Annotated in this window: 18 protein-coding genes; 7 read left to right on the top strand and 11 right to left on the bottom strand. The window is 64.8% G+C overall.

Annotation, left to right across the window (positions count from 1 at the left end; genetic code table 11):
• The first annotated feature begins 53 nt into the window (after nucleotides 1–53).
• Complete coding sequence (locus ABZN20_RS04685; RefSeq protein WP_367026916.1) at nucleotides 54–470, top strand: OsmC family protein; 417 nt, start codon at nucleotides 54–56, stop codon at nucleotides 468–470.
• Nucleotides 471–563: 93 nt separating this feature from the next.
• Nucleotides 564–1364 carry an adenosylmethionine decarboxylase gene (gene speD, locus ABZN20_RS04680; protein ID WP_218806739.1) on the top strand — a complete coding sequence of 267 codons (801 nt, stop codon included), beginning with the start codon at nucleotides 564–566 and terminating at the stop codon, nucleotides 1362–1364.
• Nucleotides 1365–1427: 63 nt separating this feature from the next.
• Here speD and ABZN20_RS04675 read toward each other — a convergent pair whose 3' ends face one another.
• From ABZN20_RS04675 to ABZN20_RS04630, 10 genes are all read right to left on the bottom strand, one after another.
• A complete protein-coding gene (locus tag ABZN20_RS04675; RefSeq protein WP_367026915.1) occupies nucleotides 1428–2627 on the bottom strand; it encodes a (Fe-S)-binding protein in 1200 nt (399 codons plus the stop codon).
• A 6-nt stretch (nucleotides 2628–2633) separates the two neighbouring features.
• Entirely contained in the window at nucleotides 2634–4196 is a 1563-nt protein-coding gene (purH, locus tag ABZN20_RS04670; protein ID WP_367026914.1) for a bifunctional phosphoribosylaminoimidazolecarboxamide formyltransferase/IMP cyclohydrolase, read from the bottom strand.
• Between the two features lie 34 nt (nucleotides 4197–4230).
• Complete coding sequence (locus tag ABZN20_RS04665) at nucleotides 4231–4503, bottom strand: helix-turn-helix domain-containing protein (protein WP_255556450.1); 273 nt, start codon at nucleotides 4501–4503, stop codon at nucleotides 4231–4233.
• Between the two features lie 14 nt (nucleotides 4504–4517).
• Nucleotides 4518–5501: a tRNA dihydrouridine synthase DusB gene (dusB, locus tag ABZN20_RS04660; RefSeq protein ID WP_367027536.1), complete on the bottom strand. Its 984-nt coding sequence runs from the start codon at nucleotides 5499–5501 to the stop codon at nucleotides 4518–4520.
• Nucleotides 5502–5589: 88 nt separating this feature from the next.
• On the bottom strand, nucleotides 5590–6438 hold the full coding sequence (locus ABZN20_RS04655) for a GNAT family N-acetyltransferase (RefSeq protein WP_367026913.1): 849 nt from the start codon (nucleotides 6436–6438) through the stop codon (nucleotides 5590–5592).
• A gap of 74 nt (nucleotides 6439–6512) precedes the next feature.
• Entirely contained in the window at nucleotides 6513–6959 is a 447-nt protein-coding gene (dtd, locus tag ABZN20_RS04650) for a D-aminoacyl-tRNA deacylase (protein WP_218806745.1), read from the bottom strand.
• 1 nt (nucleotide 6960) lies between these two features.
• The gene (locus ABZN20_RS04645) at nucleotides 6961–7281 is read right to left on the bottom strand and encodes a rhodanese-like domain-containing protein (RefSeq protein ID WP_367026912.1); all 321 of its coding nucleotides are present in this window, start codon (nucleotides 7279–7281) and stop codon (nucleotides 6961–6963) included.
• A 71-nt stretch (nucleotides 7282–7352) separates the two neighbouring features.
• Nucleotides 7353–8255 (bottom strand): succinate--CoA ligase subunit alpha, encoded by a 903-nt coding sequence (gene sucD, locus ABZN20_RS04640; RefSeq protein WP_367026911.1) that lies wholly within the window; start codon nucleotides 8253–8255, stop codon nucleotides 7353–7355.
• 5 nt (nucleotides 8256–8260) lie between these two features.
• A complete protein-coding gene (gene sucC / locus ABZN20_RS04635) occupies nucleotides 8261–9430 on the bottom strand; it encodes an ADP-forming succinate--CoA ligase subunit beta (protein ID WP_218806748.1) in 1170 nt (389 codons plus the stop codon).
• Nucleotides 9431–9491: 61 nt separating this feature from the next.
• Nucleotides 9492–10454, bottom strand: a complete 963-nt coding sequence (locus ABZN20_RS04630; protein WP_367026910.1) for an HpcH/HpaI aldolase/citrate lyase family protein — start codon at nucleotides 10452–10454, stop codon at nucleotides 9492–9494.
• Between the two features lie 485 nt (nucleotides 10455–10939).
• Here ABZN20_RS04630 and ABZN20_RS04625 point away from each other — a divergent pair, with 485 nt between their 5' ends.
• The 5 genes from ABZN20_RS04625 to alr all read left to right on the top strand — a co-directional run bounded on the left by ABZN20_RS04625 (nucleotide 10940) and on the right by alr (nucleotide 16904).
• Complete coding sequence (locus ABZN20_RS04625; protein ID WP_367026909.1) at nucleotides 10940–11860, top strand: hypothetical protein; 921 nt, start codon at nucleotides 10940–10942, stop codon at nucleotides 11858–11860.
• A gap of 108 nt (nucleotides 11861–11968) precedes the next feature.
• Nucleotides 11969–12919 (top strand): prolyl aminopeptidase, encoded by a 951-nt coding sequence (gene pip, locus ABZN20_RS04620; protein WP_367026908.1) that lies wholly within the window; start codon nucleotides 11969–11971, stop codon nucleotides 12917–12919.
• An 82-nt stretch (nucleotides 12920–13001) separates the two neighbouring features.
• Nucleotides 13002–14423: a bifunctional D-glycero-beta-D-manno-heptose-7-phosphate kinase/D-glycero-beta-D-manno-heptose 1-phosphate adenylyltransferase HldE gene (hldE, locus tag ABZN20_RS04615; protein WP_367026907.1), complete on the top strand. Its 1422-nt coding sequence runs from the start codon at nucleotides 13002–13004 to the stop codon at nucleotides 14421–14423.
• An 11-nt stretch (nucleotides 14424–14434) separates the two neighbouring features.
• A complete protein-coding gene (gene dnaB / locus ABZN20_RS04610; protein WP_266023469.1) occupies nucleotides 14435–15820 on the top strand; it encodes a replicative DNA helicase in 1386 nt (461 codons plus the stop codon).
• A gap of 4 nt (nucleotides 15821–15824) precedes the next feature.
• The gene (alr, locus tag ABZN20_RS04605) at nucleotides 15825–16904 is read left to right on the top strand and encodes an alanine racemase (RefSeq protein WP_367026906.1); all 1080 of its coding nucleotides are present in this window, start codon (nucleotides 15825–15827) and stop codon (nucleotides 16902–16904) included.
• Nucleotides 16905–16917: 13 nt separating this feature from the next.
• Here the strand turns inward: alr and ABZN20_RS04600 are convergent, their stop codons facing one another.
• Nucleotides 16918–17388 carry a hypothetical protein gene (locus tag ABZN20_RS04600; protein ID WP_367026905.1) on the bottom strand — a complete coding sequence of 157 codons (471 nt, stop codon included), beginning with the start codon at nucleotides 17386–17388 and terminating at the stop codon, nucleotides 16918–16920.
• Between the last annotated feature and the right edge of the window lie 23 nt (nucleotides 17389–17411).

Raw genomic sequence — 17411 nt, 5'->3', positions numbered from 1 at the left:
CCTTTACGGTTTGTGATACCCTATGAAACTTTATACGATGCTTCGCTTCGACGATGAAAGCGCGAATCAAGTGGGTCGATAACATGGCGTTTCTGGGCGAGTCCGGCAGCGGCCATGCCGTTCTGATGGACGGACCGCCCGAGAGCGGGGGCCGGAACCTGGGGGTGCGTCCCATGGAAATGCTGTTGCTGGGCATGGGCGGCTGCACCGCTTTCGACGTCGTCCATATCCTGAAGAAAGGCCGGCACGATGTGCGCGACTGCGAGGTCCATCTCGAAGCCGAACGGGCCGAGACCGATCCGAAGGTCTTCACGCGGATTCATGCCCATTTCGTGGTCAAGGGAAGGGCGCTGCGGGAAGAGGCGGTGAAGCGGGCGATCGAGCTTTCGGCGGAAAAATACTGTTCGGCGTCGATCATGCTGGGTAAGACGGCGGAAATCACCCACGATTACGAAATCGCCGAAGTATAGGCTGGCAAGGGCATCGCAGAGTATTTTCGGCGGGCGCGAGCGCCCGTTAATTTTTTGTGGCAGATATTCCTGGCGGGGTCATATCGAAAATTGATGGACAACAAGCTGCAATTACACGGGTTCAACAACCTGACCAAATCGCTGAGCTTCAACATCTACGACATTTGCTACGCGAAGTCGGAATCGGGCCAGCGCCGCTACATCGAGTACATCGACGAAGCCTACAGCGCCAAGCGCCTGACTCAGATACTCACCGACGTCAACGCGATCATCGGTGCCGAGATTCTGAACATCGCGCGCCAGGATTACGAGCCGCAGGGCGCCAGCGTGACGATGCTGATCTCGGAAGGGCATGAGGCTCCCGCTGCGATCACCAATTCCGAGTCGCCCGGCCCGATGCCGGAAGCCGTCGTGGCGCATCTGAACAAAAGCCACATCACGGTACACACTTATCCGGAGAGCCACCCGCATGCCGGCATCAGCACTTTCCGCGCCGACATCGACGTCTCCACCTGCGGCCGCATTTCGCCGCTGAAGGCACTGAACTACCTGATCCACAGCTTCGAGTCGGACATCGTGATCATGGACTACCGGGTGCGCGGCTTCACCCGTGACATCAGCGGCCAAAAGCATTACATCGACCATGACATCACCTCGATCCAGAACTACATCTCCGACGCCACGGCGGACCGGTATCAGATGATCGACGTGAACGTCTATCAGGAAAAGATATTCCACACCAAGATGATCCTGAAGGACTTCAATCTCGACAACTACCTGTTCGAGACCGACAAGGACCAGCTGATTCCGGAGGAGCGCACCCATGTGCAGAAGCAGCTCCAGCGGGAGATGGCGGAAATCTTCTACGGCCGCAATTACAAGCTGCGGCGCTGAGGCTGGGCAAGAACGGCTTGGAAAAACGGGCGCCATTCGGCGCCCGTTGCGTTTTCGCGGGGATCAAGCGCGCTGGAGCCGCGCCAGCAGTTGGACCGGGTGGACCACGGGGATATCCGCCCGGCCTTGCAATCCGGCGCGCAGATGCAGGGCGCAGCCGATGTTGGAGGTCACCAGGTAATCCGGAGACTCCGCCAGGATGGCTTCCACCGTTTCGGCGCGGATGGCCTCGGCCATGCGGCGGTGTTCGACCATGTAGCTGCCGGCGGCGCCGCAGCAGCGCCCCTTGTCGGGCAGGATCTTCACTTCGGCGCCGGGAATCCTGCGCAACAGCGCATCCACGCTGCTTTCGGTCTTGCAGACGTTGCGCAGTGAGCAGGGAGTGTGAACCAGAATCTTGGCCTCCAGCGGCGCGAGATCCCAGCGTTCGGGGGGAATGCGATCGGCCAGGAAGCGGCTGACGTCCTGGACTTTTGCCGAAAGGGTTTCCGCCGCCGGGGTATCGGAATGGTGGCGGTATTCCAACAGGGTCGCGCTGCAGCCGCTGGCGAATCCGATCACCGCATCCAGAGGTGGCTTGGCGAATGCCTCGATGTTGCGGGACATCAGCGCATGCGCGGCCGCCGCATCCCCGGCATGCAGGTCCATCGCCCCGCAGCAGGCCTGGTTTCCCGGTACGGTGACGCTGACGCCCAGTCTCGGCAGCAGTTCGAGTATCGCCGTCACCGTGGCCGCATCGGCCACCGCCGCCGTGCAGCCCAGGAACAGTCCGGCATGGGCGATGGGCTCTCCGGCGGCCGGATGTTCGCCGTACCAGTCTTCCGGGTTTCCGGCGGGCGGCAGAGCTTTCCAGGCGGAGCCGCCGGGCAGCCGGGCAGCGGCATCGAGTGCCCGCCGTCCCAGGTTCGCCAGCAACGGATGGCGCAGCCCTTCACGCACCGCGGACGACAAGGCGCGGGCCGCCAAGGACTTGCGGTCTTGCCCCGTCTCGGCTCGGAACCGGTCCATGAGCCGGGCGTAGGGAACCTTGGCCGGACAGACGGCTTCGCAATTCCGGCACAGCAGGCAGTCGTCCAGCGGCTTGCGCAAGGCCGCCGTCAAAGGCAGCCGGCCCGAGGCCCAGCCCTGGATCAGGGCGATGCGGCCGCGGGGGGACTCGTTCTCGTCGGCGGTCTGCCGGTAAGTGGGGCAATGCGGCGAGCAAAGGCCGCATTTGACGCACAGGTCGGCGTCGGCCAGCAGCGATTCCAGCGACGGGTTCACGCGCTTCTAGTGGCGGAAGTGGCGGATGCCGGTGAAGACCATGGCCATGCCGTGTTCGTCCGCGGCGGCGATCACCTCGGGGTCCCTGATCGAGCCGCCCGGATGGATCACCGCGGTGACCCCGGCTTCGGCGGCGGCGTCGATGCCGTCCCGGAACGGGAAGTAGGCATCGGAGGCGACGACCGAGCCCGCCACGCTCAAGCCTTCGTCCTGCGCCTTGATCGCGGCGATGCGGGCGGAGTACACGCGGCTCATCTGGCCGGCGCCGATGCCGACCGTGCGGCGGTCCTTGCAATAGACGATGGCATTGGACTTGACGAACTTGGCCACCCGCCAGGCGAACTGGAGGTCGCTCAGCTCCCGTTCGGTTGGCGCGCGCTGGCTCACGACCCGGAAACGCTCGCCGGTCACCCGTTCGATGTCCTTGTCCTGAACGAGCAGGCCGCCGCCGACGCGCTTGAAATCCAGCTCCGGGGCGGGATCGGCGGGCCAGTCACCGGTGCGCAGCACACGCACGTTGGGCTTTGCGGCCAGAATGGGCAGGGCGTCTTCGGCGACGGCGGGCGCGATGATGACCTCGACGAACTGGCGCTCGACGATGGCGCGCGCGGTTTCGGCGTCCAGCGTCCGGTTGAACGCGATGATGCCGCCGAAGGCGGAGGTCGGGTCGGTGGCATAGGCCAGGTCGTAGGCTTGCGACAGGGTGCCGCCTTCGGCCACGCCGCACGGATTGGCGTGCTTGACGATCACGCAGGCGGGAAGCTCGCCGAAGCCTTTGACGCATTCGAGCGCGGCATCGGCGTCCGCGATGTTGTTGTACGACAGCGCCTTGCCCTGCAGCTGGCGGGCCGAAGCGATGCAGCCGGCGGAGACGCCGGGCTCGACGTAGAACGCCGCGCGCTGGTGCGGATTCTCGCCGTAGCGCATCGGCTGGGCACGGCGGAAGCGCAGCAGCAGCGGGTCGGCGAAGCCCTCATCCCCTTTGCGGCGGTCAAGGTAGTCGGCAATCGCCGAATCGTACCAGGCGGTGTGGCGGAAGGCCTTGGCCGCCAGGGCGAAGCGGGTGGCGTGCGACAGGCCGCCGCCGGAGGCTTCCAGCTCGGCTGACACCGCAGCGTAGTCCGAGGGATCGACCACCACCGCAACCGACGCGTGGTTCTTCGACGCCGCGCGGATCAGCGCCGGGCCGCCGATGTCGATGTTCTCGATGGCGGTCTCCAGGTCGCAACCGGGCTTGGCGACGGCCTGTTCGAACGGATAGAGGTTGACCACGACCAGGTCGATCGGACGGATGCCGTGTTCGGCCATGACCGCCTCGTCGATGCCGCGCCGGCCGAGGATGCCGCCATGGACCTTGGGGTGCAGGGTCTTGACCCGGCCGTCCATCATTTCCGGAAAGCCGGTGTAGTCGCTGACTTCGATGGCCGGGATGCCGTGTTCGGCCAGCAGCCTCGCGGTGCCGCCGGACGAGACGATCTCGACGCCGGCGGCGGCGAGGCGCCGGCAGAATTCCACGCAGCCGGTCTTGTCGGAAACGCTGACCAGGGCGCGGGCGATAGGATTGCTCATTGGGACTCTTGGGTCGGAAAGGCTGAGAAAATGCTTATTCGATGCCGTGCTGCTGCATCTTCTTGCGCAGCGTGCTGCGGCTGAGGCCCAGCAACTGGGCCGCGCGGGTCTGGTTGTGACAGCAATGCTCGAGCACGGTGCGGATGAGCGGCCGTTCGACTTCGCCCATGACGAGGGTATACATGTCGGTCACGCTGATGCCGTCCAGCTGTGACAAATAATTGACCAGGGCTGCGCGTACCTGCTCGCTGAGCACCACGGGCGTGTGGGAAGGATCCTTGGCCGGAGATTCGAAAGATTCAAGCAATCGATTGTCCTGTCTCATGCAGCGGTCTTCTCGAACTGAAACTTCAACAGGGCGTCCACAGCGGAGAGCTGCTGGGGGGCGTTGTCGAGGGAAAAAATCCCCCGTACCGGCCGATCGTCCAAACCCGGGATGCGGGCGGCGTACCAGCCGATATGTTTGCGTGCGATGCGCACCCCCTGCACCTCCCCATAGAAGGAATACAGCGCCTCGAGGTGGCCGAGCACGGTGCGGCGTATCTCGTCGAGCGTAGGGGGCAAGGGCTGGCGGCCGTCCTTGAGCCGCGCGGCGATTTCCCGCAGCAGCCAGGGTCGTCCCCAGGCGCCACGGCCGATCATCACGGCGTCCGCGCCGGTCGATCGGAGCACGGCCTCGGCTTTTCCGGGAGAGTCGACGTCGCCGTTGGCGATGACCGGAATGCCGATGGCATTCTTAACCTCGGCAATTGTAGAGTATTCGGCTGCCCCCGCAAACCCGCAGGCGCGGGTGCGGCCGTGGACCGTGAGCGCCCGGATTCCGGCGCTTTCCGCGATTTTGCCTATGGTGACCGCGTTACGGGACGCCGAATCCCAGCCGGTCCTGATCTTCAGGGTGACCGGAACCGGCACGGCCTGGACCACCGCTTCGAGTATGCTCGCCACCAACTTTTCGTCGCGCAGCAGAGCCGAACCGGCGGCGACGTTGCAGACCTTTTTTGCGGGGCAGCCCATGTTGATGTCGATGATATCGGCGCCGAGACCGGCGTTGCGGCGAGCCGCCTCGGCCATTTCCCGCGGATCGGCGCCGACGATCTGTACGCTGATCGGGCCCGGCTCACCGCGGTGGTCTCGCCGCAGCATGGACTTGCGCGTGGCCTGCAAGGCCGGCTTGGCGGCCATCATCTCCGAGACCGCGAGCCCCGCGCCGAATTGCCGGCAGAGTCTGCGAAAGGGGAGGTCGGTGACGCCCGCCATGGGCGCGAGGATGACCGGGCTGCTGAGGCGGTAGGGTCCGATTTCCATAGCGGCGGAAAAAAAGCGGGCGAGTTTACCGGGAAGCGCCATCGGTGCCAAGCACTGGTGCCGCCGGCGCCGGCATGGTATGGACGGCCTAGCCCAGCTCGTAAGTGGTGATGCCGAACGTGCGCTCCAGCGGCAGGGAGGGCGCCCGGGGGGTATACATGCGGGCGGTCTCGAACACCCGCCGCATGCCGTGGCGCGCGGCCAGCTGCAAGGCGGCGGTATTGGGCTCCGGCACGTCGATGAAGATGGAGCCGGTCCCGGCGTGACAGCGGAAGACCTGCAGCAGGCTCGCCGCGATGCGGGGCGTGTCGGCGAACAACGGACCGAGCTTGTGGCCCGTGCGGCAAGGGCGGAGCAGCCCGTATCCCGCGATGTCGCCGTCGTCGGAGCGGTAGATCAGGCCGGTGCACCCTGGCTGCCCGGTCCAGGCGCGCAGGAATTCGTCCCGGCCCCCCGGGAACAGCGCGGCATCGTAGGCCAGGAGTTCCCCGAAGTCGGACGGCTCCAGCCCGCGTACGGCGGGGTCCGCTTCCAAGGCGGCGGGACCGGTCCATTCGAAACGGATGTTGCGGTGGGCGGTCACGAAGCCCGAACGGGCGTAGCTGGACTGCCGTTCGATCACGCCGTCCAGGCCGACGGTACGCTCTCCCAGATGCTCCACCGCGGTATGCCAGAGCTTGAGGCCGAAGCCCTTGCCGCGGTGCTCGGGCCGGACGATGTAGAGCCCGATGAAGCCGAAATCGCCGGGATAGGACACCGCGCTGATGCTCCCCACCGGCTCGTCGCCCAGAAATCCCATGAAAAATCCGCCCGGATCCGCGGCGAAGAAACTCGCCGCATCGTGCAGGCCGGGGTTCCAGCCTTCCGCCGCCGCCCAATCCAGCGCCAGCTCCAGCCGCTCCCGATCCATTCGTTCGATGTGAAATTTCTGCTGCATGACGAATACCTCCGCACACCCCTGGGATGATGATAGCGAACGCAGCGGAAGGGGAATATCCCCCCCGGAGGGGATCAGCCGGGCGGACAGCGCAGGAGGAAGGTCACGGGGCCGTCATTGACGAGGGAAACCTGCATGTCGGCGCCGAAGCGCCCGGTTGCGACGGGGGAATGGCGGCGCCGGGCGGCATCCGCCAGGGCGTCGAACAGCCGGCGGCCGGTTTCGGGGTCCGCCGCCGGGGTAAAGCTCGGGCGCATGCCCTTCGCGGTGTCGGCGGCCAGGGTGAACTGCGAAACCAGCAGCAGGCCGCCGCCGGTCTCGGACAGGCTCAGGTTCATGCGGTCTCCTGTGTCCGGGAACATCCGGTAGCCGAGCAGGCGCTCGGCCATGCGCGACACCTGGGCTTCGCCGTCGCCGCGCTCGACGGCCACCAAGGCCAGGATGCCCCGGCCTATGGCGCCGACGGTTTCGCCGCCGACGTAGACGCTGGCCTCAGTCACCCGCTGGATGAGGGCGATCATCTCAATAGCGGGGCACGGCGGGATCCACTTCCCGCGCCCAGGCGTCGATGCCGCCGGAAAGATTGACGACCTGCCCGAAGCCCTGGGTCTCGAGGAACTGGGCAACCTGAAAGCTGCGCATACCGTGGTGGCAGACCACGACGGTGGTCCGGTCGGGATCGAGCTCGCTCAGCCTCGATACGATCTCGCCCATGGGGATGTGCAGGCTGTCCTCGATGCGGCAATAGGCGAATTCGTTGGATTCGCGTACGTCCAGCAGCAATGGGGCGGCCTCGGGCTTGTCGAGGAGTGCTTTGACTTGATGGGGGTCCAGTTGTCGCATGGCGGGGAAGGGCGGAGGGGTCCGCGGCGCACCGCCAAGGACCCCGGTTCGTTGGTTTCGGGAACCCGGCATCAGAATTTGATCCCGCGCTCCTGCGCGGCGCGCAGCACGGTCTGGCCGATCTGCGCCGGATTCCGGGCGACGTACAGCCCCAAGGCTTCCATGGCGTCCATCTTGGCGCCGGCGGTATCGGCCTCGCTGGAGATGATGGCGCCGGCATGGCCCATACGGCGGCCCGCCGGCGCGGCGAGGCCGGCGACGAAGCCGATGACGGGCTTGTTCATGTTTTCCTTGGCCCAGCGGGCGGCGGCGACCTCCTGGGGCCCTCCGATTTCGCCGATCATGACGACGATCTCGGTTTCCGGGTCGGCCTCGAAGGCGCGCAATACGGTGACGAAGTCGGTGCCGTTGATGGGGTCGCCGCCGATGCCGACCGAGGTGGTGATGCCCAGTCCCACCGCCGCCATCTGTTCGGTCGCCTCGTAATTGAGGGTGCCGGAGCGCGACACGATGCCGACCTTGCCCTTCTTGTAGATGTGCGAAGGCATGATGCCCACCTTGCATTCGCCCGGCGTGATGATGCCCGGGGTGTTCGGTCCGATCACGATGGAGTCCTTGCCCACGCGGTAGCGCTGCAACCGGATCATGTCGTGCACCGGGATGCCGTCGGCGATGGTCACGGCGACCCGGATGCCCGCGTCGATGGCTTCCATCAGCGCATCGGCGTTGAACGGGGGCGGCACGAACACCGCGGAGACGTCGGCGCCGGTGGCGGCCACGGCTTCGGCCACGGTGTCGAATACCGGTAGGTGGGCGAGGTCGGGGTCGGGATGGCGGGTGCCGCCTTTGCCGGGAGTGACTCCGCCGACCACCTGGGTGCCCACCCGCATGGCGTCCTTGGCGTGGAAGGTGGCGTGCTCGCCGGTGAAGCCCTGGAAGATGACCTTGGAGTGCTTGTTAACGAATACGCTCATGGCTGTTATCCCTTGACGATGGCGACGGCCTTGGCCGCCGCGTCGTCCAGATTTTCCGCGGTGATGAAGGAAAGGCCCGATTCGGCCAGGATCTTGCGGCCCTCGTCGACGTTGGTGCCGGCCAGGCGCACGATCAGCGGCACCTTGATCTGCAGGCTGTCGCAGGCCTGAATCAGGCCCTTGGCGATCCAGTCGCAGCGGTTGATGCCGGCGAAGATGTTGACCAGGATGCACCGTACATTGGGGTCTTCCAGCACGATGCGGCAGGCGTTGGTCACCTTTTCCGGCGAGGCGCCGCCGCCCACGTCGAGGAAGTTGGCCGGCCGGCCGCCGTGCAGGGTGATGGCGTCGAGGGACGCCATGGCGAGGCCGGCGCCGTTGACGATGCAGCCGATGTCGCCGTCGAGCGCGATGTAGTTGAGGCCGTGGCCGGAGGCTTCGACCTCTTTCGGATCTTCCTCGGCCAGGTCGCGCATCTCGGTGATGACGCGCTGGCGGTAGAGGGCGTTGTCGTCGAAATTGAACTTGGCATCCAGGACCATCAGCGATTCCTCGCTTTCACCGACCACCGCCAGCGGGTTGATCTCGGCCTGCAGCGCATCCTTGTCGCGCATGCAGCGGTAGATGGCTTTCATCAGCCGGACGGCCTGGGGCATCAGTTTGCCCTTCAGTCCGATCGCCGTGGCGACCTTGCGGCACTGGAAATCCAGGAGGCCGATGGCCGGATCCACGACTTCCTTGACGATTTTCTCCGGCGTTTCCTTGGCGACCTCCTCGATTTCCATGCCGCCCTCGCTGGAGGCGATCAGGGTGATGCGCTGATTGCCCCGGTCGATCACGAAGCCCAGGTAGTATTCCTTCTTGATATGGCTGGCCTGTTCCACCCACAGGCGCTGGACCAGCGAGCCTTCCGGGCCGGTCTGGTGGGTGACGAGGTGGCTGCCGAGCATGGCGTCGGCGTATTGGCGGACTTCCTCGATGGAGTTGGCAACCTTGACGCCCCCGGCCTTGCCGCGGCCGCCGGCATGGATCTGCGCCTTGACCACCCAGCGGCTGCCGCCGATCTCCTCGGCAACGCTGGCGGCCTGGGCGTCGGAATAGGCGACGGCGCCGTTGGGCACGGGCACGCCATAGGTCTTGAGCAGCTCCTTGGCCTGGTACTCATGGATATTCACGGACGATCTCCTCGTTCAATTCAAAGTGTGCATCGCGCGACACGCTGGGGATTTCTCGCTCCTACCGGCGCGACTCGATCTGTTTCATCTGGCGAACCACGTTCTCCGCCATCCGGATCGAAGCGGCGTCGATCAGGCGCCCATCCAGGGATACCGCGCCTTTACCCTCCTTTGCCGCCAGCTCCATGGCTTCCAGGATGCGGTAGGCTCGGGTGACTTCCTTCTCCGTGGGCGTGAAGATTTCGTTGCACAGCGGAATCTGGGAGGGGTGGATCGCCCACTTCCCTTCGCAGCCCAGGGCCGCGGCGCGGCGGGCCGCGGCGCGGAAGCCTTCGGGATCGCTGAAGTCGCCGAAGGGGCCGTCGATGGGGCGAAGGCCGTAGGCGCGGCAGGCCGCGACCATGCGGGAAATGCCGAAATGCCATTGGTCGCCCCAGTGATAGGCGCGGGCGCCGGTCTCGTCGGGATCGGTCAGCATGCCGTAATCCGGATTGGCGCCGCCGATGTTGGTGGTGCGGGCGCGCACCGACGCCGCGTAGTCGGCCACGCCGAACACCATGGCCTCCATGCGCTCCGGGCAGGTGCGGGCGATTTCTTCCACGTTGGCCATGCCCATGGCCGTTTCGATCAGCACGTGGATGTTGATCGGCTTGAAGCCTTTATATGCTTCGATCTGGGAAAGCAGGGTCGCGACGAACCAGACATCCGAGGCGCAGCCCACTTTCGGAATCAGAATGGTGTCGAGCTTGTCGCCGCAGGATTCGACGATTTCAATGAGGTCGCGGTAGGCGTAATGGGTGTCGAGGCCGTTGATGCGGATGGACACCGCGCATTTGGACCAATCGTAGGTATTGAGCGCCGAGACGATGTTTCTGCGCGCTTGTTCCTTGTCGTCCGGCGCAACCGCGTCTTCCAGGTCCAGAAAAACGATGTCGGCGCCGGCTTCCGGCGCCTTCTCGAGCATGCGCGGATTGCTGCCCGGCACCGCGAGTTCGCTGCGGTGGAGACGGTTCTTGACAGCCATGTGACCTCTTGAATTCTTGATTGTATTAGGGGGTTGTATCTTGTGCGTAGTTCGTGTGCAACACCGCTTCGTGAGCGTGCGCCGCCGCTGAAGGAGCCGCGTAACGGCGGCCGGGAGGCACGGGATCGCGCATCTTCCGACGTTCGTTCGGGTTGTTTTAAGTCCGTACGCGGCAAATTTCGCATTATAAACCAGGCCATTGGGATTCACTAATATGGTGTTCCGGTAGCGATGTTCTATACTGCTTGCTGCACTAACCGCGCTGGAAATTGGGGAATGCCGGGCGGGGATGCGGCCGGGTTTTCCGGTAATTCTCGCGCCGGGACGGCTGTGGCGGAGGGGCGATGCTGATTTGTGTCAACAAAATCGCACAAGGAGAATTGTTACCATCCTGGATTTTTGCTAGCATCCTCTCGGCAAGCAACTAACTGTTGCTCCGGAACAACGCTTTATCCAACTAACAATACTTTGTCGAGGGGACTTTCATGAATAAGGTCAAAAAATCGGGCGGCATGACCACGCTGCTCACCGCTTCGATCGCCGCCGCTCTCGCGCCCCAAGCTTCCATGGCTGCCAGCAAGCATCATGCCTCCTACCAGTCTTCGCTCGAGCGCCGGCTGGAAGTGATGGAACAGGAAATGCAGGCGCTGCGTGCCGAACTGGAAGCGTCGCGCGCAAAGACCGAAGCCGAAACCGCGGAAGCGAAGTCCGAAGCCAACCGGGCAGCCCAGCAAGTGCAGGCTCAGCAGGCCAAGGTGGATCAGAGCGCTGCCGAGCTGGCCAAGCATGAAGCCAAGAAAGACGACATGGTCTTCTTCCGCGGCGGTTGGGCGGCTATGAACCATGCCCGCACCAGCGAACTGCTGGTCAACAACAATCTCCTTTCGTCGAACAACTTCGGTTCCGACAAGGCCGGCTGGTATGTCGGCGCGGGTCTGGATCACCGTCTGACCGACGACACCTTCGGCATCTCCGACGATCTGGCGCTCGATGCCGAAATCATGTTCGACTATAAGAACTACGGCAGCGTCAACAACTCCTTCGTCAGCAGCGTGACGGGCACCCGGATGCAGGCGCAGGTCACCATGTTCTCGCTGTATGCGTCTCCGAAGCTGAAATACACCGGCATCGAAGGATTCCGTCCCTGGATCGTGCCGTTCGGCCTCAGCATCAACGTCATCAGCCCGCCGTCCAGCGGCGTGACCGTGTTGAACCCCGGCCTGATGCTCGGCACGGGTCTGGAGTACAACATCTTCAAGAACCTGTGGGTGGGTGCCGATTTCCGTTACAACTTCACCGGCGGCGACCTGAATTACAGCGTCAGGACGAACAACGGCAAGACCATCCTGAACAGCACCGATACGGACAACTACACCGCCGGTGCCTACGTCGGTATCGGCTTCTGATGGGCGTGACAGCCCGTCAGGCCTGAAGCCGGCCGAAAGGGGGGATCTTAGATCCCCCTTTTTCTTTTCCGGCCGCCATACTTTCTGCGGCCTGCTTGCAGATACGCAATGAAACCGCTTTACCCCCCGATCGAACCCTACGCTTTCCACCGCTTCGGCGTCGGGAGCGGACATGAGATCTATGTGGAGGAATGCGGCAACCCCTTAGGTATTCCCGCGGTGTTTCTGCACGGGGGGCCGGGTTCCGGCTGCAGAAGCCATCATCGCTCGTTTTTCGACCCGGAACGTTATCGCGTGATACTCGTCGATCAACGGGGCTGCGGGCGGTCGATTCCGCATGGCGCACTTCGGAACAACACGACTCGGCATCTGCTCCGCGACCTCGACTCGATCCGGACGCGCCTGAATGTCCCGAAATGGCTGCTTTTCGGCGGCTCCTGGGGAGCGGCTCTGGCGTTGCTGTATGCGCAAGCGTTCCCGGAACGGGTCAGCGGGCTGGTTCTGCGGGGCAGTTTCCTGGCGCGTAAGCGCGATGTGGACTGGTTCGTGCGCGATGGCGCCAGCCGGTTCCATCCCGAAGCCTGGCAACGGTTCATCGACAATTTCGATTCCAAGGAGTGCGCCGATCCGGTTCGGGCCATCCACCGTCGCGTCAACGGCGCCGACGAGTTGGAACAGCGGCGAATGGCAAAGGAATGGTGGCTATGGAGCAGCCGCGTCACGCTGGGTCACGCGTTCACTCCGGCGGATGATGATTCCCTCCCCGTCGGGGCCCTGGCGCAGTGCCGTATCGAACTGCATTATGCGGCGGCCCGCTATTTCATCAGGAAAGGGCAGATTCTCGAAGACTGCCCGAAGATTTCCCATCTTCCCGCGATCATCGTTCATGGCCAGCAGGACCTGGTCTGTCCACCCGAGGCGGCCTGGTTGCTGCATCGGGCGTTGCCGCGATCCGAGCTCACGATCCTGCCGAACTCGGGCCATCTCGCCCAGGGCGAGGAAATGATCGATGCGCTGGTGAGATCGCTGGATAGCATGGCGGAAAGGCTGGGGAGCTGATTTCCCCCCCCCCCGATCGCGCGCGGCGCATCCCGGTGTGCCGCTATGGTATTCTAGGCGCCTTTCTTGTTCTCCCCATCCAATGATCCTCCCCGACTTCAGCCTCGCCCGCGTATTGGTTGTCGGAGACCTCATGCTCGACCGCTACTGGTTCGGCGGAGCTTCCCGCATTTCGCCGGAGGCGCCGGTGCCGGTCGTGCGGGTGGAAAACTCACAGGAGCGGATAGGCGGTGCCGGGAACGTGGCGCTCAATCTGGCGGCGTTGGGGGGCGCGGTCGATCTGCTGGGCTACGCGGGCGAGGACGAGGCGGCCGACGCGTTGGAGAGGCTCCTCGCCGCGGCGGGCATCCGCAGCCACATCGAGCGTTGTCCCGCGGTCGCCACGGTCACCAAGCTGCGCGTCGTCAGCCGGCAGCAGCAGCTCATTCGGCTGGATTTCGAGGACGGCTTCGGCCATCTCGATCCGGCTCCCCTGGTCACGCGGTTCCGTGCGCTGCTGGACGGGACCGGTGTGGTCGTGCTTTCCGACTATGCCAAGGGAACTCTGGCTTCCGTGCAGGAGTTCATCGCGGCCTCGCGGCGGGTTGGCAAGCCGGTTCTGGTCGACCCCAAGGGGCGGGATTTCGAGCGCTATCGGGGCGCGACGCTGTTGACCCCCAACCTTTCCGAATTCGAGGCCGTGGTCGGCGCGTGCAGCGACGATGCGGAAATCGAACGCAAAGGCCTGGAATTGATAGCGCGGCTGGATCTCGAAGCCCTGCTGGTGACCCGGGGCGAGCACGGCATGAGCCTGCTGAGGCCGGCGGCGGGAGCGCTGCACCTTCCAGCGCATGGCAAGGAGGTATACGACGTGACCGGCGCGGGCGACACGGTCATCTCGGTGCTCGCCGCTGCCCTCGCCGTCGGCAGGCCGCTGGCCGATGCGGTGGCTCTGGCGAACCTGGCCGCCGGCATCGTGGTCGGCAAGCTTGGAACGGCGTCGGTTTCGCCCGAGGAACTGGCCATTGCGATTCACGGCCAGCGGGCGCCCCGGCGGGGAGCGATCACCCTGGCGGAGCTGCTGGATGTGCTCGATCCCTTGCGGAGCGCCGGCGAGCGGATCGTGGTCACGAACGGTTGTTTCGACCTGCTGCATCCCGGTCATGTGCATTATCTGGAACAGGCCCGTGCCCTGGGCGACCGCCTGGTCGTGCTGGTCAACGGCGACGGCTCGGTGCGCAGGCTGAAAGGGACGGGCCGCCCGGTCAATCCGCTGGCGCATCGGATGGCCATGCTGGCTGCGCTGGAGAGCGTCGACTGGGTCGTGGCATTCGACGGGGATACACCGCGCGATGAAATCTGCGCCATCCGTCCCGACGTCCTGGTCAAGGGCGGCGACTACGCCGATATCACCGCGATCGCCGGCCATGATTGCGTCCTGGCTGCCGGGGGCGAGGTGAGGACACTCGGCTTCGTCGAAGGCCATTCGACCACCCGCCTCATCGAAACCATCCGCAATGCCTGATTGAACTCAAGATGTCCGATTACGCCCGATCGATCGACAAGCGCGTGGAAGCGCTCAAGGTACCGCCCCACTCGATCCAGGCCGAACAGGCGGTGCTGGGCGGCCTGCTGCTCGACAACCAGACCTGGGACGTCGTCGCCGATCGCATCGTCGAAGAGGACTTTTACCGGCGTGACCATCGCCTGATTTTCCGGGCGATCCGCCAGCTTTCCGAGCGGCAGGCGCCGTTCGACGTCGTCACGCTGTCGGAAGTGCTGGAGAAAACGGGTGAGTTGGAGGAGGCCGGCGGTCTGGCCTATCTCGCCGTCCTGGCGCGGGAAACCCCGAGCGCCGCCAACATCTCCGCCTATGCCGACATCGTGCGCGAGCGCGCCGTGCTGCGCCAGCTCATCCACGTCGGCACCGAAATCGCCGATTCGGCCTATCAGCCCGAAGGGCGCGGCATGAGCGACCTGCTCGAACATGCCGAGCAGCGCGTGTTCCAGATCGCCGACCAGCGCCAACGCGGCAGCGCCGGTTTCAAGCCGATCAAGAGCTTGCTGGTTGCAGCTGTCGACCGCATCGAGATGCTGTTCCAGAAGGAGGGGCACATCACCGGCGCGAGCACGGGATTCGCCGATTTCGACGACATGACCTCGGGCTTGCAGCAGTCGGACCTCATCATCATCGCCGGCCGGCCGTCCATGGGCAAAACCACGTTTGCGATGAACATCGCCGAAAACGTCGCGATCAAGGAAGGCCTGCCGGTTGCGGTGTTCAGCATGGAAATGCCCGGCGAGCAGCTGGCCATGCGCATGATGTCCTCACTTGGCCGCATCGACCAGCACCGGGTCCGCACCGGCAAGCTGGAGGACGACGAATGGCCGCGCATGACCTCGGCCATCAACATCCTGGCGGAGACCAAACTCTTCATCGACGACACGGCGGCTTTGTCTCCCACCGAGGTCCGTGCCCGCTGCCGCCGGCTGGCGCGCGAGAACGGCCAGCTCGGGCTGGTGGTGCTGGACTACCTGCAGCTCATGCAATGCTCGGGCGGCGAGAACCGGGTGGCCGAAATTTCCGAGATCTCCCGCTCGCTCAAGGCCCTGGCCAAGGAGCTGAACGTGCCGGTGATCGCCCTGTCCCAGCTCAACCGCAATCTGGAGCAGCGTCCCAACAAGCGGCCGGTGCCGTCGGATCTGCGTGAATCGGGCTCGATCGAGCAGGACGCCGACATCATCGTGTTCATCTACCGCGACGAGGTCTACCATCCCGACAGCGCCGACAAGGGCACGGCGGAAATCATCATCGCCAAGCAGCGCAACGGCCCGATCGGCACGGTGCGGATGACCTTCCTGGGCCAGTACACGCGTTTCGAGAACTTCATCGCCGATCCCTATTCCAGCGAGGGGTACTGAAGGCATGGTGCCCGCAGCCCGCGCCGTCCTGGACATGGCGGCCTTCGCCCACAATTTCGCCTGGATTCGCGCCGCCGTGCCGGATTCGAAAATCATGGCCGTCGTCAAAGCCAACGCCTACGGGCACGGCCTGGTCCGGGCCGCAAGAGCGCTGCCGGTAGCGGACGCGTTCGCCGTGGCGCGGGTGGAGGAGGGCGTCGTCCTGCGCCAGGCGGGCATCAATCAACGCATCGCCGTGCTGCAGGGTTACACCGACGAGGAAGGGTTGAGGCTGAGCGCCCGCCACGGTCTCGAACCGGTGATCCATTCCGGCTTTCAGCTCGATCTCTTGGAGCGGCTGGATATCTCCGCCGCGATCGGCGTGTGGCTCAAGGCGGACAGCGGGATGCATCGGCTGGGTTTGGGCGAAGAGGAGTTCGGCCGTGCGCGGACGCGGCTGGCGCGGATGCCGCAGGTGCGCCAGCCGGTGCCCGTCATGACCCATCTGGCCAACGCCGACGTCACCGATGACCCGGCCACCGAAATCCAGCTCCGCTGCTTCGGCCGGATGGCGGGCGATCACGGCGAATTCAGCATAGCCAACTCGGCGGGTCTCATGGCCTGGGAAGCGGCCCGCAGCGCCTGGGTCCGGCCCGGCATCCTGCTTTACGGCGTGTCTCCGTTTCCCGGCCGGACCGGGCCGGAAGAAGGCTTGAGGCCGGTCATGACCCTGCAGAGCCGGCTGATTGCGATCAAGCACCTGAAAACCGGCGATGCGGTCGGCTATGGCGGCGATTTCATCTGCCACCGCCCGACCCGCATGGGTATCGCGGCCATAGGCTATGGCGATGGCTATCCCCGCCGCGCGGCCACCGGCACACCGGTGCTGGTCCGGGGCAGGCGCGTGCCGCTGATTGGGCGGGTCTCCATGGACATGATATCGATCGATCTGACCGACTGTCCGGCGGCGGAAATCGGCGACACGGTGACGCTATGGGGACGGGGGCTGCCGGTGGAGGAAATCGCGCTTCAAGCCGACACCATTCCCTACGTGCTGCTGTGCAACGTCACGCAACGGGTGAACATGGTGGAGACCGCCGCCTGAAGCGCCGGGCCGGCTATTGTTTCTTGGCGATGGCGAAAACCAGCGTGGCGCCCCCCTGGTCGGCCGAAGTGCTGGTGCCTTCGCGCCGGGTGAACATGAATTCCTTGCCGCCGTTCACCAGCACGAAAAACGTCTGAAAGGATTTCCCGCCCAGCACCGCATCGACCTTCCCGGTGCCGTCGAGATAGACCTCGTAGGTGCAATCGGACGTATCCTGGGTGACCGCCGCCTCGAGGCCGGCCTTGTTGGCCATGCTGTGGATGCTGCAATGGCCATCGCCGTCGAATCGGAACACACCTACGCGGATGGCGATCGCGCCGGTGGTCAGCTTGGAGGCTGCGTCGAAATCGGCGCCGAAATAGCCTTGCGCCGCGAAGCCGTAACTGCCTTTCAGCCGTTTGTTCGCGAGAGTTTTTCCTTCGTCGTTGTATTCGAAGGCGGCTGCCGGGCGGATGCCGAGCGCGAACAGAGCGGTTGCGGTCAAGAGGACGGTGGAGAGGAATTTCA

It is taken from the genome of Methylococcus sp. ANG (genome assembly GCF_040730495.1).
GTDB lineage: Bacteria > Pseudomonadota > Gammaproteobacteria > Methylococcales > Methylococcaceae > Methylococcus.
The sequence above is the reverse complement of the archived record's forward strand: the minus strand, read 5'-3'. Positions and strand labels throughout refer to the sequence as shown.

Coding starts and splice junctions, on each gene's coding strand:
- ABZN20_RS04685 (WP_367026916.1), top strand. CDS start 54: ATGAAAGCGCGAATCAAGTGGGTCGATAACATGGCGTTTCTGGGCGAG.
- speD (WP_218806739.1), top strand. CDS start 564: ATGGACAACAAGCTGCAATTACACGGGTTCAACAACCTGACCAAATCG.
- purH (WP_367026914.1), bottom strand. CDS start 4,196: ATGAGCAATCCTATCGCCCGCGCCCTGGTCAGCGTTTCCGACAAGACC.
- dusB (WP_367027536.1), bottom strand. CDS start 5,501: ATGGAAATCGGACCCTACCGCCTCAGCAGCCCGGTCATCCTCGCGCCC.
- ABZN20_RS04655 (WP_367026913.1), bottom strand. CDS start 6,438: ATGCAGCAGAAATTTCACATCGAACGAATGGATCGGGAGCGGCTGGAG.
- dtd (WP_218806745.1), bottom strand. CDS start 6,959: ATGATCGCCCTCATCCAGCGGGTGACTGAGGCCAGCGTCTACGTCGGC.
- ABZN20_RS04645 (WP_367026912.1), bottom strand. CDS start 7,281: ATGCGACAACTGGACCCCCATCAAGTCAAAGCACTCCTCGACAAGCCC.
- sucD (WP_367026911.1), bottom strand. CDS start 8,255: ATGAGCGTATTCGTTAACAAGCACTCCAAGGTCATCTTCCAGGGCTTC.
- ABZN20_RS04630 (WP_367026910.1), bottom strand. CDS start 10,454: ATGGCTGTCAAGAACCGTCTCCACCGCAGCGAACTCGCGGTGCCGGGC.
- ABZN20_RS04625 (WP_367026909.1), top strand. CDS start 10,940: ATGAATAAGGTCAAAAAATCGGGCGGCATGACCACGCTGCTCACCGCT.
- pip (WP_367026908.1), top strand. CDS start 11,969: ATGAAACCGCTTTACCCCCCGATCGAACCCTACGCTTTCCACCGCTTC.
- hldE (WP_367026907.1), top strand. CDS start 13,002: ATGATCCTCCCCGACTTCAGCCTCGCCCGCGTATTGGTTGTCGGAGAC.
- dnaB (WP_266023469.1), top strand. CDS start 14,435: ATGTCCGATTACGCCCGATCGATCGACAAGCGCGTGGAAGCGCTCAAG.
- alr (WP_367026906.1), top strand. CDS start 15,825: ATGGTGCCCGCAGCCCGCGCCGTCCTGGACATGGCGGCCTTCGCCCAC.